This is a genomic window from Hoeflea sp. Naph1, from assembly GCF_046837775.1.
Taxonomy (GTDB): Bacteria; Pseudomonadota; Alphaproteobacteria; order Rhizobiales; family Rhizobiaceae; genus Hoeflea.
The window spans coordinates 3,505,822-3,521,165 of the sequence record NZ_CP177286.1; the positions used below are offsets into that span (position 1 = coordinate 3,505,822).

Consider the following 15,344-nt stretch of genomic DNA (forward strand, 5'->3'; position numbering starts at 1 on the left):
TGCATTCACACGCGCATTTTTGGGTTGAGTTTTAAACAACAATTTCCACAGCTTGCGCGGATTGCCGGATTCAATCTAGCAAACAGTTGAATCAGTTTCTCACATCGTTGCGGAGGCTCTGCTGGGCATGTCGCCGATGCTCGCCGCCACCGATGGCAACCGTTGCGCCACCTTGCTGCGCGCGGCCAGGCGCAAACCTTCGGCCACATTGATGCGGCCGACCGACTGGTCGCCCTGCATCTGCATCCGCGCGCCAAAGCGCCGCGCCAGCGCCTTCATCGCGTGGTTCTGCGCACCGGTCTCGACGATGATGGTGGCAATGTCGTTTTCCGTCGCCACCCGCAGCAACGCCTTCAGCAGAAGCGTGCCAAGCCCCCTGCGCCGCCAGTCCGACGACACCGAAAAAGCCGATTCCCCCACACCTTCGGCAATCGACCCGCCGGTATGAAGCTCGGCCACGGCCGCCAGATGGTCATCGATGAAAGCCCCGATCACGATCGCCTCGTTGAGCGAGCGGGCGATGTATTTGTCGAGCCATTCATCCGATACCAGGCCATTGAAGCGGTCGCGGAAATTTTCAAAGTGAAGTTCGTGAATATGGTCGCGGAACGCATCAGCGTCCGAGGGGCCGAGCGATCTCAACCGGACCTCGCCTTCAAGGGCAAATTGTGGTTCGCGCGGCTTGAACAAAAACCGGAAGAGCATGGTCGACCTCCAAAGGTCATTCCTCCCGAATTCTCCTCACACTATCTAATGGTGCAGCGCAACAAACACAAGAGGCTGTTTGTCGCAACAGGTCACGGTTTCGTGTCTCGGGCGGCTACTGCGTCTTGCCAATTCTACACTGCCTGGCTGTTTGACGGAAACCGCCAAGATCGCCTGTCTCACGATTTGGGCGCCTATTCGCCGCGCCGATCCCGATCGACGCAGAGCGTTTTAAGCCGCCAGCCGCAGCGCCCGTGAAAGGCTTTCGGCCAGATCCCTTGCATAGGTTGTTAGTACCAGGATCTCGAAATGATCCCTGTCCAGCGCGGTGAGCTGCACCGGGACGTGGCCAAACAGCATCGGCCCACTCGCGCCCTTGGCAAACGCTGAAGCGTGAATGTCGGCGCCGGTCTGGGTGGCAATGATTTCGCGCGCCTGCGGGCCGCTGATCATCAGCCGCTGCCGCGCATCGGAAAGATCGCACAGGCTCAGGCCGGCGGATACTCCCAGCCGCTCGGCAAATTCGCGCGCGCCCTCGCCCGGTTTGCCAGCCGCCAGCGCCTGCCCCGGCTGTACCGGGCGCAACACCCCGTCGCCGGATTTCGCCAGCCGTCGGACCGTCCGGTCCTGTGCGTCCGTCCCGAGCACCAAAATCATCGGCGCGTCCGGCAGCAATTCCAGCACGGCGATGTCGGGCGATCCCGTCACCAACCCCTCAAGCAGCCCCGAGGGTGCAGGTGCCTTCGCCAGCACTCGTCCATGCCCGCCCGCGTGAGCTGCCGGCTTTGCCGCCTCACCCGTCATAAACACCGGCGGCCCCACCATCACCGGGGTCTCCAGCCCGCGCAGCGGATCCCAGACCAGCAGCCGTTCGCCATGCCGCGCACGGCCGCGCTTGAGCATCGCCAGCGCGATCGTCGATTTGAGATGCGGCGACCAGCAGGCAGAGGTCACATGGCCCTGATCATTGGCCATGGTTGGCACAGCCCCCGGTTCCAGCAGGTGTCCGCCAGCCAGAATGCGGTGCCCCGGATTGACCGGCCTGAGCCCGACCAGCTGCTCGCGGCCCTCGCGCTGCAAGCCTTCGCGCGAAAGCATCACCCGCCCGATAAAGTCGTCCTTCTTGGCACTCACCATCTTGCCTAAGCCCAGGTCGCCCGGCGTGGTGCGGCCATCGATCTCCGAATGGGTAATAAAGCCCTTCTCGATGCGGAGCACATTCAGCGCTTCCAGCCCGTAAGGCGTGATCCCGAAGGGCTCCCCCGCTTCCATGATCGCATCGGCCACCGCCTCGCCGTGGCGCGCCGGAACTGCCAGCTCGAAGGCCAACTCGCCGGAGAATGAAATCCGAAACAGCCGCGCTGCCAGCCCCGAATGCAGTTTCACCTCGCGCGCTGCGAGAAACGGCACCGCCTCTTCGCTCAAATCCGCATCCACAACTCGTGCCAGCACGTCGCGCGACTGCGGCCCGGCAACGGTAATCTGCGCCCACTGATCGGTCACCGAAGTGAGCCGGACATCGAGTTCCGGCCACAGCGCCTGCGCGCAGAACTCCAGATGCGCCATTGCCTCGCCCGCCGCTGCGGTCGTCGTGGTGATCAAATAATGGTTCTCGCCCAGCCGGCTGACCGTGCCGTCATCCATCAACAGCCCATCTTCGCGCAGCATCAGCCCGTAGCGCGCCTTGCCGATCGCCAATGTCGACATCTTGCCGGTGTAGATCAGATCGAGGAATTTCGCCGCATCCTTGCCGCTGAGATCGATCTTGCCGAGCGTGGAGGCATCGGAAATCCCGACACCCGAACGCACGGCACGCGTCTCGCGGTCGCAGGCCTCTCTCCAGCCTGCTTCGCCGTTACGCGGAAAATGCGATGGCCGCATCCAGGCCCCGGCTTCGATGAACACAGCCCCCTGCTTTTCGGCCCAGCCATGCAACGCAGACCGCCGCACCGGGCGGTAATGCGCGCCCCTGTGCTCGCCCGCCAGCGCGCCGATGCTGACCGGCGTATAGAACGGCCGGAACGTCGTGGTGCCGACCTGGTCCGGCGTCAACCCCCGGTTTTCCGCCAGAATGCCGATGGCGTTGACGTTGGACAGCTTGCCCTGATCGGTCGCCATGCCGGTGGTGGTGTAGCGCTTGGCCAGCTCCACATGGCCATAGCCCTCGCGCACCGCCAGCCCGAGATCGGACACGGTGACATCGTTCTGGAAGTCGACAAAGGCTTTGCCCTTGGCTTCAGTCACATGCCACAGCGTCGTGAACCCGGTCGATCCGCCACAGGCCTCGCGTGCCTTCGGCAACTCAACCGCCTTAGGCTTGAACCCAAGCTCGCTCGCAGCACGAGCCCCGGCTTCGGCGCCACTCTTGAGGCACCCGGCCAGATCGAGAACACCCGCGGCACTGCCCGCAGCGCTCAATCCGTCGCGTTCAGCTGGCGGCAGGAACATGCCTGTGCCCGCATCCCACACCGGCCTGTCGCCACGATGGCAGGCGAGCCCAACCACCGGGTTCCAGCCGCCCGACATCGCCAGCGCGTTTGCCTTGATCTTCTGCCGCGTGCCCGATGCCCGGTCGATCACCTCGATACCCGACACCGCCTTGCCACCCAGCGCATCCGCCACCACATGGCCCGAAAGCATCCGCGTACCCTGTGATGCCGCCAGTTCCGCCGCAGGCACATCGTCCCGCGCATCAACAAGCGTTACCTCAAGCCCGCGCCTGATGAGATCCCGCGCCGTCTCGTGACCCGACCCGCCAGTGGCAAACACCGCGACATGATCGCCCGGCCGGATCGCCTGGCCATTCACCAGCCCGCGCAATGCCGAAGCCGTCATCACGCCGGGGCGGTCATTGCCGCCAAACACCAGCGGCCGTTCCTCGGCACCGGCCGCCAGCACGGCGCGCTTGGCCGCAATCCGCCAGACCCGCTGCGTTGGACCGGAAGTTTCGCCATCGCGCCGCTCGACCGCGCCATAGACACCGCTGTCATAGGCGCCAAACACCGTGGTGTTGGTGAGCAGCCGCACATTCGCATTGCCTGCGAGCTCCGCGATCACGCCCGCCGCAAAGCCCGGCCCGTCCGCATCACCGATCTCGACCCGGTCCTTCAGCAACCGCCCGCCAAAATCGGCATTCTCATCACACAGCACCACCCGCGCCCCGGATCGCGCAGCACTTAGCGCCGCTATCAGCCCGGTGGGCCCGGAACCAATCACCAGCAGGTCGCAATGCGCCCAGCGCTTCTCGTACTCTTGCGCGTCCGGCGCATGACTGGCACGGCCCAATCCCGCCGCCCGGCGGATCACCGGCTCGTAGAGCTTTTCCCACAGGGCTGCCGGCCACATGAAGGTCTTGTAGTAAAATCCTGCGCCCAGAAACGGCGACAGCGTCTGGTTCACCGCGCCGACATCAAAGCCCAGCGACGGCCAGCGGTTCTGGCTTTCGGCCACCAATCCGTCACGCAGTGCCACCATCGAGGCGCGCAGATTGGGCTCCCGCGTTGCGCCGTCGCCCAGCGTAACAAGTGCATTGGGCTCGGACGCCCCACCGCTCAAAAGCCCGCGCGGACTGTGATATTTGAACGACCGCCCCATCAGGCTCACGCCATTCGCCAGCAACGCCGAGGCCAGCGTGTCGCCCGAAAATCCTTCGAACCGGCTGCCATCGAACGAAAACCCGATCTTCTGCGCCCGGTCGATCAGCCCGCCATCCTCAAACCGCGAAAAGCTCATGGCCTGGCCCTCCCGGGCTTGGCGGCACTGTTGCCCGGCGTGCCGGCCTTTGCCGCCCGCTTCGGCTTCGCAGGCGCTGATTTTTCCGCGCGCGCCCGGGTAAATTCCGCCGCATCCGTCACCCCATGCACATCATGGGTAAATGTATCGCGCTCCACCACCAGCCAGCGCCGGCAACCGCCCGAATGCTGCCAGTGCTCGGCCATCACACCGCGCACATTGTCGCGCAAATGCACGAACTCGTCCCAGGCCGCGAACGGCGCATCCGCCGCAGGCCGCACCGGCTTGGCGTCACCGCGAATGGTGAACTCTTCCTTGGGGCGTACGCCGCAATACGGACAGGTGATCAGACTGGCCATCTTATCCGTCCCCTAATGCAGGTTTGCCTGGGCGCCATGCCCGGTTTCATCAATCTGATGGCCACGCGAAAACCGGTCGAGCCGGAAGGCACGCGCCAGTTCATGGGTCTCGCCGGTGGCCAGAAGATGCGCAAAACACCAGCCCGAGGCTGGCGTCGCCTTGAAGCCGCCATAGCACCAGCCGGCATTGAGATAGAGATCATCGACCGGCGTTTTGTCGATGATCGGCGAGCCATCCATCGACATGTCGACCACCCCACCCCAGGATCTCAGAACCTTGACGCGGGCAACCGCCGGCACCATCGCGCAGGCAGCCTCCATCACGCTTTCCACCGTTTCCAGATTGCCGCGCTGGGCGTAGGAATTGTACAGATCCAGGCTGCCGCCGAACACCAGCCCGCCTTTGTCCGACTGCGACATGTAAAACAGCGCCGCGCCAAAGGTCACCACCTGATCGATGAACGGCTTGATCCCTTCGGAAACGAATGCCTGCAGCACCTGGCTTTCGATCGGCAGCCGGAGCCCCGCCATTTCCGCCACCCGGCTCGAATTACCCGCCGCCGCCAGCCCCAGCCGGTTGCAACCGATAAAGCCGCGCGAGGTCTCCACGCCCACAGCCTTGCCGCCCTCGCGGCGGATTCCGGTCACCTCGCAATTCTGGATCAGATCCACCCCGCGACTGTCGGCCGAGCGCGCATAGCCCCAGGCCACGCCGTCATGCCGCGCAGTGCCGCCGCGCCGCTGCATCAGCCCGCCATGCACCGGAAACCGTGCATTATCAAAATCGAGATAGGGCAGCATCTCGCGCACTTCCTCGCGCCCCAAAAGCTCCGCATCCTCGCCCGCCAGCCGCATCGCGTTGCCGCGCCGGGCATAGGCATCGCGCTGGCCGTCGGAGTGAAACAGATTGATCACCCCGCGCTGCGACATCATCGCATTGAAATTCAGCTCCTGCTCGAGCCCTTCCCACAGCTTCAGCGAATGCGCAAAAAACGGCTCATTGCCTTCGAGCAGGTAATTGGCCCGCACGATCGTGGTGTTGCGCCCGACATTGCCGGAGCCGAGATAGCCCTTCTCGAGCACCGCCACATTGGTGATACCGTGGTTTTTCGCCAGATAATGCGCGGTCGCCAGCCCATGCCCGCCGCCGCCGACGATGATCACATCATAATGGCTCATGGGCTCCGGCTCCCGCCAGGCCGGCTGCCAGCCCTTGTTGCCCGAAAGCCCCTGTCGCAATATCGATAATGCCGAATATTTCATCGCTGTTCCCACGCCCGGAATTCGCGCCATAGGAATGCCCGAGGGGGTGTGGTGTCAATGGGCGGGCGGAATGAAGGCGGGGATTGTTTTGGGGGATGTTCGCATCATTCGGTCATAGGCCAACGATCCGGGAGCGTGATGGTCTGGAATCGTTAAAGTCACGCAGCCTTGAAACAATTGCTGCGATGCCAATCAAGGTAATAGGGATGCGGCCGTAATCTCGGATCATCCGGCACCAGCGCTTTCATATCCGGCCTTAGAAGATGTGAGACGTCATGGTTGAGATGACGGGATTTCAGAATGGTGTAATCATCATCCATCGAGAGCAAGCCACGATCAAACATCCAATGCACTGTACCCGACAGCGCGATGCCATTTTGCACAGAGTCTGGCCCGTTCTTTTCAACAGGCATTATGTGCGCCGCCTCAACCTCAGGCCTGCCTTTCCCATTGATCAACCGCAAGCCTGTAAATGCACAGCGCCGATCATAGGCAATGCGAACATGCTGGCGAAATTTGGCGTCGCGGAAACGTCGGTTGACCAGTTGCTCAACAAGGGGGCGTTCCAGCGGCGCTTGCGGTTGTTCTTCAAATTCATTGCCCAGTCCGGCCTCGTCATAGCGTTCCGGCCACGGACTCCGTTCACTCAGTCCGGCATTCAGAATAGCGTCACATTCCTCATCACTGATCACCCGAACGGCCTGAACTGCACGGCCTCCACTGACACGACCGTCAGGTAGGAACAATTTGCTCTCAAAGCCGCCGTTTTCCTGATAACCAACCAATCGATCGAAATCGACATATCGTTTAAGGTCTGCATAATAATGGTCAGGCCGCAGCAAGTCTTGGCGTATCCCAGTGACAATCGCTGTCGCCCAATAGAACCGCCCTGCTTGGTTGCCTAAGAGTCGGTCCGGAAAGTTGTTCATTTTGAACAGAGCCTTCGCAGCATGAGGCGGATAGACGCGAGTTTGAGAAAGGCGAGCGCGTTGCGCGAAAGGTTCTCGAAGTCCTTTGCCAGCCTGCGGCATCGCCCAAGCCACGCGAAAGTCCGTTCGACCACCCAGCGTCTCGGCAGAACCTCAAAACCCTTGACGATGTCGGATCGCTTGATGATCTTGATCGCCAGCCCGGGCATGGCCTTCTTCTGACCCTTGGCGAAGACAGGTCCCTGATAGCCACCGTCCGCAAAGAGTTTCTTCAAAAACGGATAGCGCCCGAACAACGTCTTGATGACCAGCAGGCCGCCGTCGCGGTCCTGGATGTCGGCTGGATGAACCAGCGCATGCAGCAGCAGACCTACCGTGTCGACAAGGATATGCCGCTTCTTACCCTTGACCTTCTTCCCCGCATCATACCCGCTCGGGTCGATACAAGCCCCCCTTTTTCCGCGCCTTTGACGCTCTGGCTGTCGATGACCGCCGCTGTCGGGCTAGCCTCGCGTCCCATCGCCTCGCGGCATTTCACATAAAGCTCCTGATGAATACGGCCGAGTGTGCCGTCCCAGTTCCAAAGGTCGAAATAGCTGAACAGGGTGCTCTTCGGCGGCAAGTCCTTCGGAACAGCCCGCCATTGGCAGCCGGTGCTGAGAACATAAAGCAGGCCGTTAAGAACCTCGCGCACATTGACCTCACGCCTGCGGCCACCCCGCTTGGCAGGAGGTATCAAAGGCTCGACCAGCGCCCATTCCGCATCCGTCAGATCGCTGGGATAGCGCAGACCATCCCGATTGTATTTCCCACGGTTCGCTTTCGTCCACATAGCCTCCATCCCATCGTCAAACAAATCAACGGCATGGAATCACAAACGATTCATATCATTCAACTTCTTTCCGGACCGACACTAACGGACCGTAATAAACAATCGGTTGACCAATGACCTGCTCCACTCGCGAAAGGTACTGCTTGGGGAAATGGTAATAGCGATCCGGCAAATCGTCATAGACGCTGTCCGGCCTGTGATAAAAAATTGCCGCAACCATTGAGACTCAATCCAAAGCGATCAAATTATGCCGTCCAATATCTTGGACAACGGCTTGGAAAACAACAAGCTTTTATCGAGATCCATTTACGCCTTGGCCGAGCATGATGATTGTGCGGCTGTGCCAGTTGTCGCATTGTTCCCGCGAGCCGAAAAATCAGGCCTCAAGCGGCAAGCCCTATGCTTCCAAAGCTTTGCGACTCCCGACACCACCCTTTCCGCCGTCATGCCGGGCTTGACCCGGCATCCAGCGACCGCGTGTCCACGCGGTGAGAGACCCATTGATCCGATACGACGTTCTTCCGCGCCGCAGACGCGGCGCTGCTGGACCCCGGATCAAGTCCGGGGAGACGGAAGGATGGGCTTGCGCAATACCCGGCCCCCCTTTGGGGAGAGGCGGCCCCAGCTACTTCCGTGTCTCGCCTTCACAAATCCGGTTGAAATCATCCCATTCAAGGATCTCGCTGGCCTCTCCGGTGCGCGCAAGCGCGGTACGCTCGAGATTAAGCGCAATGGCCTGGCCCAGCCGCGCCAGCTTGACGCCGCGAAACTTGCGCAACGGCCCGGCAAGCAGCGGCGTGAGCCAGGGCCAGACAGCAAGCGTCAGCGCCTGGCTCGCGCCATAGCGGTTGGTTGGAGTCAGGATCATGCTCGGGTGAAACAGGCTCAGCCGCGCAAACCCGAGCGCTAAAAGCCCGCGTTCCAGTTCGCCCTTGCTGCGCAGATAGAAGGATTTCGAGGTGGCGTCGGCACCCACCGAACTCAGCAATTGAAAATGCCCGACTCCTGCCTCGCGGCAGGCGCGGCCGAACGCCAGCGGCAGATCGCGGTCGATCCTGAGAAATTGCGCGCGGCCCTCCTTCGACGGCTGGCCGACACCGAGCGTGCAGATCGCGTGGCTGTGGCCCGGCAGCAGATGCCGGTAGCTTTCGGGATCGGCGACATCGACCACATGCTGGCTGACTTTCGCGCTCGATGATCCCTCATAGCGCTTGCGCCCGATAAGCGTGATGCCCCCGACGCTGTCCATGCCAAGCAGTGCCTTGACCACCTCGCCGCCGACGGCGCCGGTCGCGCCGATCATCACCACCTGTTTGCCGTCCGCCATTTTGCACTCCGATTGAATTTCGGGTTGAAACGAACGCCGCCAACGCCTATTGAGTAATGAATATTCATTACTGGTATTGCTGTCTGATGCCAAGACCCACCGCCGAACAAATCCGAACCCGCATCCGCGAAGCGCTGGTGCGCGAAGTCGCGGAAAAAGGCATTGGCGCGGTCTCCGTCGGTCATGTCGCCAAGCGCGCCCGCATTTCGCCGGGCACCATCTACCTGCATTTCGACAGCAAGGAAGACATGCTCCAGAAGGTCTATCTGGAGATCAAGACCGAGTTTCACGGCATCATCGTCGCCGCCCGCGACGAGCCCGATTCCCGCGCCATGATCCGCCGCATGTGGCGCGACCTGTTCGATTTCGTCTCTGCTCACCCGCATGATTTCCAGTTTGTTGAATATGCCGGCGCCGCGCAGGTGCTGACCGCCGCGCAAAGCCGCAGCATCGGCTACATGCAGGCCGAAATCGCCGCCATGCTGCAGCGCGCGGTCGATGACGGCACGCTGGCGCCGCTGCCGATCACCACGCTCACGGTGCTCTTGGTCGCCCCCGCCATGCATCTGGCCCGCACCGCGCTGCTTGCGGGCCGCGCCGTCCAGAAATCTGAAATCGACCTTACCTTCGAGCGCGTCTGGATCGGCATAAGCGCGCGCTAACCTTTAAATTCGCCCTAACCGTCAGGAATTCGTCATGCAGAAAATCATCCTCATTACCGGCACCTCCACCGGTCTCGGCATCGAATTGTCGGTGCAGGCTGCCCGCGCCGGCCACAAGGTCTACGCCACGATGCGCAATCTCGGAAAACGCGCAGCCCTTGATCAGGCAGCCAGCGACGCCGGTGTCAGCCTCAACGTGCTGCAGCTCGATGTGCAGGACAGCGCCAGCATAGCCAGCGCGGTCGACACCATTATTGCCGAGAATGGCCACATCGATGTGCTGATCAACAATGCCGGCGCCGGCTTCGTCCGCTCCACCGAACAAGCGAGCGAGGCTGAAATCAATTGGGTGATGGATGTCAATTTCATGGGCGTGGTCCGCTGCACCAAGGCGGTGCTGCCGCATATGCGCGCCCGCCGCCAGGGTCATGTCATCGCCATCTCCTCGGTCGGCGGGCTGGTCGGCCAGCCGTTCAACGAGATCTACTGCGCCGCCAAATTCGCCGTCGAAGGCTACATGGAATCGCTTGCAAGCTACGTAACTCCCTCCTTCGGCCTCGATTTCAGCGTGGTCGAACCCGGCGGCATCACCTCAGAATTTGCCAACACCGTGCTCAAGCAGGTGAGCGAGACCGGCGGCATGCTCGAGGACGAGTACCTGCCGATCCTGCAGAAATATATCGGTGGTGCAGAAAGCCGGCGCGACCAGAACATCTACCAGACCGCCTAGGAAGTCGCTGCCGTGGCGATTGACTGCATTGAGGCCGAAAACCCGCCGATCCGGGTCCGCACCTCCAATTGGGCCGAGCAGTTCTGTTCGCTCAAGACCGGGCTCGATCCCGACGGACGCAAGCAGCAGGCGGCAGTGATCGCCCAATTCCTAGGAGACTAAATCCGGTCGCCCCGAGGCCGTATCCATTCATCCATGCACGCGGCCCTTTACAGCGTCATCGCGGCTGCCGATACTGTGCGCAACGCAGGATGGAGCGCCGCAAACCAGCGGCAAGGGAGGTTGAAATGCAACGCTTGGCGGTATTTTTCGGATTGCTCTGGTTTGCCCTTGCCGGCAGCGTGGTCTACGCCCAGGACAGCGAAGTGGTGGTCAAGATCCGCCCCGACATCGCCAGCGTCGAGGTCAACACCGCCGATGGCCCGGTGACCATCGAGCGCATTCAGGACACCGAGCACGAGATCACCGGCTATTTCGCCCAGACCTCGCGCGCCTGCCCGCCGTTCTGCATCCAGCCGTTCCAGGTTGCCGAGGGCGTCGCCACCATTGGTGAATTGGAAATGCTCGATTTGCTTGCCGACGATCAGGCCATGGTCATCGACGCCCGCACCATCGACTGGCACGCGGAGGAAACCATTCCCGGCTCGCTCAACATTCCCTACACCGAGATCGCTGATCGTCTGGGTGAACTCGGCTGCACCAGAACCGGCGAGGCGTGGGATTGCGCAAATGCTGCCCCTGTCGCGCTCTATTGCAACGGCCTGTGGTGCGGCCAGTCGCCCACCGCCATCCGCGCCATGCTGCGTGAAGGCTACCCGGCGGAGCGTATTTCCTACTATCGCGGCGGCATGCAGTCCTGGAAGATTCTCGGCCTGACCACGGTCGAAGGCGGTCTCTGAGAGGCTATTGCGGCGGTCGGACGCCCGCGCTTATCTGAAGGTCTCCGCCAGGTGATCAATCAGCGCCCGGATCCGCGCGGTCAGGTGACGGCCGGGAGGATAGACCGCGTAGAGCGCCATGGTGGTCACCTCGAGCTCGGGAAAGAGCAGCTCCAGTTCGCCGCTGGCGATGAACGGCGCCACGGCGTAATGCGGGCACCGGGCGATCCCTAGGCCGCCGATCGCCATATGCGTGAGCGCCCGCGGCGAATTGGCATGAAACGAGCCATCGACATGAACCAGAACCTGCTTGCCGCCGATCCGGAACAGCCAGTCCTGCGGGGTGGCCGAGGTCTTCTGGATCAGGCAATTGTGGGTCGCCAGTCCGTAAGCGTCAGACGGCCGGCCATGCCGGGCCAGATAATCCGGCGCCGCCACCACCACCATGCGCATGTCCATCAGCTTGCGCGCCACCAGGCTTGAATCCTTCAACGCCCCGAACCGGACCGCGATATCGATCCCCTCCTCCACGATCGCCACATGCTGGTCCGACAGGTGCATGTCGAGCGAGACCTTCGGATGGGCGAGCTGAAACGGCCGGATTGCATTGACCAGTTCAAGGCTGCCGAATCCGGTCGGCGCGGTCAGCCGGATCGGCCCGGCCAGTTCGGATTGCCGCTCCTGCACCAGCCCTTCCAACTCGTCGAACTGGTCGAGCAAGGGCACACATCGCTCGAAATAGGCCCGCCCGGTCTCGGTCAGCGAGACACTGCGCGTGGTCCGGTTGAGCAGTTGCGCGCCGAGTTGTTCCTCAAGCTGCCGCACCTGTTTGCTGGCAAGCTTGGTGCTGATGCCCAGCCGCCGCGCCCCGGAGGTGAAGGAGTGCTGCGCCGCCACCGCGGCGAATGTCCGCATTGCGCCGATCCTGTCCATGTGTCCCCGCCTCCGGATCAATTACTGTCGCCATTTTGTACATGACCATTCGCAAAGGCAATGGATTATCGCCGCCGCTTCGGCTTGCTAAATCTGCATCTGCAACCAAACGCACCATCCCCACCGTAAAAGGTAAACCCAATGTCTCAGGCGATACGAATCCACAGCTTCCCAAAATCCGGCCACGCGCACCGGGTACGTCTGTTTGCCAATCTTGCCGGCATCGCCCATGAAGTGATCGAGGTCGATCTGCCAGCCGGTGAACACAAGAAGCCGCCTTTCCTGGCGCTCAACCCCGCCGGTCAGGTGCCGGTAATCGAGGATGGCGACACGGTGATTGCCGATTCCAACGCCATTCTGGTCTATCTCGCCCGAAAATATGCGCCGTCCTATTTACCCACCGATCCGGCAGCCGAAGCCCAAGTGCAGAAATTTCTCAGCCTCGCCGCCGGCGACCTGGCCTTTGGCCCGGCGGCCGCGCGCATGATTACCGTCTTCAATGCTCCGCTCGATCCTGAGGCCTGCAAGGCAACGGCAGCCAAGCTGCTGGGCCTGCTCGAAACGCTGATGGAAGGTCGCCAGTTTCTGGTCGGCGAGCGGCCCACAATCGCCGATGTGGCGATCTACTCCTACACGGCGCACGCGCCCGAAGGCGGCATTTCACTCGAGCCCTACCCCAACGTTCGCCGATTGCTCAAGAATATCGAGGCATTGGACGGTTTCGTTCCGATGCCCGCAACCAAGGTCGGTCTGGCTGCCTAAGCCGCACCGTCTGCCTCGCCCCCGATCCCGGATACCGTCCCCGGAAGAGGGAGACCGGAAAGCTCCCCCGGCTTTCCGGCGGCGAGGCTTTATTACCACCTTCCGCGAGACCTCAAATGCCCCCTGAAGAAAGCCATCAGCCCGACATCTCGCCATTTCATGACGGCGAGCAGCGTCTACAGGCGCGCATCGACAAACGCGAAGCGACGGAGCAGTTCGGCCAACGCTTCATTCGAACGTTCCTGCTTGACCAGCACCGGTCGTTCTTCGCCCAGCTTCCATTCCTGGTGGTCGGCGGTGTGGATGACAAAGACTGGCCGTGGGCTTCGGTCCTCAGCGGTCGGCCGGGTTTCATGTCAACGCCGGACGCGACCACCATCTCGGTTGGCGCGACAGCCGCGGGTACCGACCCGCTGCATGGCACGATCAAACCCGGCGCAAAACTTGGCCTGCTTGGCATTGATCCGTCGACACGCCGCCGCAACCGCCTGAACGGCCGGGTGACGTCAGCAGATGCCACCGGCTTCACTCTCGCCGTCGACCAGTCATTCGGAAATTGTCCGCAATATATTCAAAGCCGCACGCTCGATAGTGATCATACGCCCGCGCAATCGGGTACCAAGATCGGCGTTCAGACCTTCCGTGAACTCGATGGCAAGGCCCGCGCCATGATTGGTGCCGCTGACACCTTCTTTGTATCCAGCTACGCCCGCACTGGAACGCAGTCACCCGCCGACGGTGTCGACGTCTCCCATCGCGGCGGCATGCCGGGCTTTGTCCGGGTAGACGCCAACACGCTGACGATCCCTGATTACAACGGCAATCATTACTTCAACACGCTTGGCAATTTCCTCGTCAACCCGAAGGCCGGGCTGCTCTTTGCTGATTTCCAATCCGGCGATCTTCTGCAGTTGACCGGCACGGTGGAATTGCTGCCCGAGGATGACCCGCAGGTTGTTGCCTTCGAAGGCGCTGAACGGGCCTGGCGGTTCACACTCGATCACGGCTGCTGGCGGCAAAACGCATTCCCGTACCGCTACAAATTCGAGTCCTATTCGCTGAGCACGCTGACGACAGGCAATTGGCAACAGGCAGCGGAAAAACAGGCTGCAAACAACGACGCGCACGCATGGCGGAAATTCCGGGTTGCGGCCGTCAAAGATGAAAGTTCAGTAATCCGTTCGTTCTACCTCGAGCCCGCTGATGGTGGCGGGTTGGCTCCGTTCCAGGCCGGCCAGTTTCTGACCATTCGCTTGACCCGCGGACTGGGCAAGGATCCGCTTGTTCGCACCTACACGGTGTCATCTTCTCCCCGAGATCCGCATTACCGCATTTCCGTCAAACGCGAGCAACATGGTCAGGCTTCACGGCATCTGCATGAGGCGGTCGGCCCCGGAGATCTGGTCGAGATCCGGGCGCCAGCCGGCGACTATTTCATCGATCCAGCCATAGACCGCCCGGCGGTGCTGCTTGCCGGCGGGGTCGGCATTACGCCGATGATTTCCATGGCTCGCCACGTGGCCACTGAGGGCTCACGGACAGGCTGGCAGCGTCCACTGACGGTGCTGCACGCAACCCAGGACACCCGCCAGCGGGCCTTCGGTCAGACCTTTCATGATCTGGAACGCCAGACCGGCGGAAAGATCCGCTACTTCTCCTTTATCGACAGGCCACACCGGGACGACAAGCCCGGCGTCGATTTCACCGGCACCGGCTACATCACCAAAGAGGTTCTGCAGCAGGCACTGCCGCTTGACGATTATGATTTCTATCTCTGTGGCCCGCCGCCGTTCATGCAGGCGCTCTACGATACGTTGCGCATGTTGGGCGTGGGCGATGCCCGTATTTACGCCGAAGCCTTCGGACCGGCATCGCTGCGCCGCGCCGCTGAGGCGGGAACGCAGCCCCCTTCCCCGATCTCCGTTGATGAAGTCGAGGAGGCCGACGAGGCTGTCATTGTCTTCGCCGCCTCCGGGATCGAGCATGCCTGGACAACGGCCGATGGCCCCATCCTTGGGTTCGCCGAGGCGCATGGCCTCAGCCCCGATTTCGGCTGTCGCCAGGGCAACTGTGGAAGTTGCGCGGTCAAACTGAAATCCGGCGCGGTCGCTTACCGGCACGAGACGGAAGCTGACCACGGCGATGACGAAATCCTCATCTGCTGCGCCGTACCCGCCAAAGGCTCGGCGAGAATCGAGATCGAGCTGTAAAGCGCAGCCGCATTTTCACAAC

11 protein-coding genes and 3 pseudogenes are annotated in these 15,344 nt (G+C 61.9%); 6 read left to right on the top strand and 8 right to left on the bottom strand.

Features of this window, described 5'->3' with window-relative positions; all coding sequences use genetic code 11:
- Positions 1 to 99: 99 nt before the first annotated feature.
- The 7 genes and pseudogenes from ACK6D9_RS16860 to ACK6D9_RS16890 form a co-directional block, all read right to left on the bottom strand.
- Positions 100 to 705, bottom strand: coding sequence for an N-acetyltransferase family protein (locus tag ACK6D9_RS16860; protein WP_412049389.1), 606 nt, complete (start codon positions 703 to 705; stop codon positions 100 to 102).
- A gap of 774 nt (positions 706 to 1,479) precedes the next feature.
- Positions 1,480 to 4,437: pseudogene (locus tag ACK6D9_RS16865) on the bottom strand (sarcosine oxidase subunit alpha family protein); the annotation flags it as partial.
- A gap of 107 nt (positions 4,438 to 4,544) precedes the next feature.
- Positions 4,545 to 4,796, bottom strand: a pseudogene (locus ACK6D9_RS16870) (sarcosine oxidase subunit delta); the annotation flags it as partial.
- Between the two features lie 12 nt (positions 4,797 to 4,808).
- Positions 4,809 to 6,059 carry a sarcosine oxidase subunit beta family protein gene (locus ACK6D9_RS16875; protein ID WP_412049390.1) on the bottom strand — a complete coding sequence of 417 codons (1,251 nt, stop codon included), beginning with the start codon at positions 6,057 to 6,059 and terminating at the stop codon, positions 4,809 to 4,811.
- A gap of 158 nt (positions 6,060 to 6,217) precedes the next feature.
- A complete protein-coding gene (locus ACK6D9_RS16880; protein WP_412049391.1) occupies positions 6,218 to 6,988 on the bottom strand; it encodes an HNH endonuclease in 771 nt (256 codons plus the stop codon).
- Positions 6,985 to 7,829: pseudogene (locus ACK6D9_RS16885) on the bottom strand (IS5 family transposase). Before ACK6D9_RS16885 ends, ACK6D9_RS16880 begins: the two are co-directional and overlap by 4 nt.
- 616 nt (positions 7,830 to 8,445) lie before the next feature.
- A complete protein-coding gene (locus tag ACK6D9_RS16890; protein ID WP_412049392.1) occupies positions 8,446 to 9,147 on the bottom strand; it encodes an NAD(P)H-binding protein in 702 nt (233 codons plus the stop codon).
- Positions 9,148 to 9,233: 86 nt separating this feature from the next.
- On the opposite strand from ACK6D9_RS16890, the gene ACK6D9_RS16895 reads away from it, so the two are divergent.
- From ACK6D9_RS16895 to ACK6D9_RS16910, 4 genes are all read left to right on the top strand, one after another.
- A complete protein-coding gene (locus ACK6D9_RS16895) occupies positions 9,234 to 9,809 on the top strand; it encodes a TetR/AcrR family transcriptional regulator (protein WP_412049393.1) in 576 nt (191 codons plus the stop codon).
- A 34-nt stretch (positions 9,810 to 9,843) separates the two neighbouring features.
- Entirely contained in the window at positions 9,844 to 10,539 is a 696-nt protein-coding gene (locus ACK6D9_RS16900; RefSeq protein WP_412049394.1) for an SDR family oxidoreductase, read from the top strand.
- A 12-nt stretch (positions 10,540 to 10,551) separates the two neighbouring features.
- Positions 10,552 to 10,701, top strand: a complete 150-nt coding sequence (locus ACK6D9_RS16905; protein WP_412049395.1) for a hypothetical protein — start codon at positions 10,552 to 10,554, stop codon at positions 10,699 to 10,701.
- A gap of 125 nt (positions 10,702 to 10,826) precedes the next feature.
- Positions 10,827 to 11,438 (top strand): rhodanese-like domain-containing protein, encoded by a 612-nt coding sequence (locus tag ACK6D9_RS16910; protein ID WP_412049396.1) that lies wholly within the window; start codon positions 10,827 to 10,829, stop codon positions 11,436 to 11,438.
- A 30-nt stretch (positions 11,439 to 11,468) separates the two neighbouring features.
- On the opposite strand, the gene ACK6D9_RS16915 is transcribed toward ACK6D9_RS16910, so the two are convergent.
- Positions 11,469 to 12,332 carry a LysR family transcriptional regulator gene (locus tag ACK6D9_RS16915; protein WP_267653160.1) on the bottom strand — a complete coding sequence of 288 codons (864 nt, stop codon included), beginning with the start codon at positions 12,330 to 12,332 and terminating at the stop codon, positions 11,469 to 11,471.
- 159 nt (positions 12,333 to 12,491) lie between these two features.
- On the opposite strand from ACK6D9_RS16915, the gene ACK6D9_RS16920 reads away from it, so the two are divergent.
- Positions 12,492 to 13,112 (top strand): glutathione S-transferase family protein, encoded by a 621-nt coding sequence (locus ACK6D9_RS16920; protein WP_412049397.1) that lies wholly within the window; start codon positions 12,492 to 12,494, stop codon positions 13,110 to 13,112.
- Between the two features lie 116 nt (positions 13,113 to 13,228).
- Positions 13,229 to 15,322, top strand: coding sequence for a pyridoxamine 5'-phosphate oxidase family protein (locus ACK6D9_RS16925; protein WP_412049398.1), 2,094 nt, complete (start codon positions 13,229 to 13,231; stop codon positions 15,320 to 15,322).
- Positions 15,323 to 15,344 lie beyond the last annotated feature (22 nt).

Bases quoted from the DNA above. Each gene is read 5' to 3' on its own strand.
- ACK6D9_RS16860 (WP_412049389.1), bottom strand. From the start codon at position 705: ATGCTCTTCCGGTTTTTGTTCAAGCCGCGCGAACCACAATTTGCCCTT.
- ACK6D9_RS16875 (WP_412049390.1), bottom strand. From the start codon at position 6,059: ATGAAATATTCGGCATTATCGATATTGCGACAGGGGCTTTCGGGCAAC.
- ACK6D9_RS16880 (WP_412049391.1), bottom strand. From the start codon at position 6,988: ATGAACAACTTTCCGGACCGACTCTTAGGCAACCAAGCAGGGCGGTTC.
- ACK6D9_RS16890 (WP_412049392.1), bottom strand. From the start codon at position 9,147: ATGGCGGACGGCAAACAGGTGGTGATGATCGGCGCGACCGGCGCCGTC.
- ACK6D9_RS16895 (WP_412049393.1), top strand. From the start codon at position 9,234: ATGCCAAGACCCACCGCCGAACAAATCCGAACCCGCATCCGCGAAGCG.
- ACK6D9_RS16900 (WP_412049394.1), top strand. From the start codon at position 9,844: ATGCAGAAAATCATCCTCATTACCGGCACCTCCACCGGTCTCGGCATC.
- ACK6D9_RS16910 (WP_412049396.1), top strand. From the start codon at position 10,827: ATGCAACGCTTGGCGGTATTTTTCGGATTGCTCTGGTTTGCCCTTGCC.
- ACK6D9_RS16915 (WP_267653160.1), bottom strand. From the start codon at position 12,332: ATGCGGACATTCGCCGCGGTGGCGGCGCAGCACTCCTTCACCTCCGGG.
- ACK6D9_RS16920 (WP_412049397.1), top strand. From the start codon at position 12,492: ATGTCTCAGGCGATACGAATCCACAGCTTCCCAAAATCCGGCCACGCG.
- ACK6D9_RS16925 (WP_412049398.1), top strand. From the start codon at position 13,229: ATGCCCCCTGAAGAAAGCCATCAGCCCGACATCTCGCCATTTCATGAC.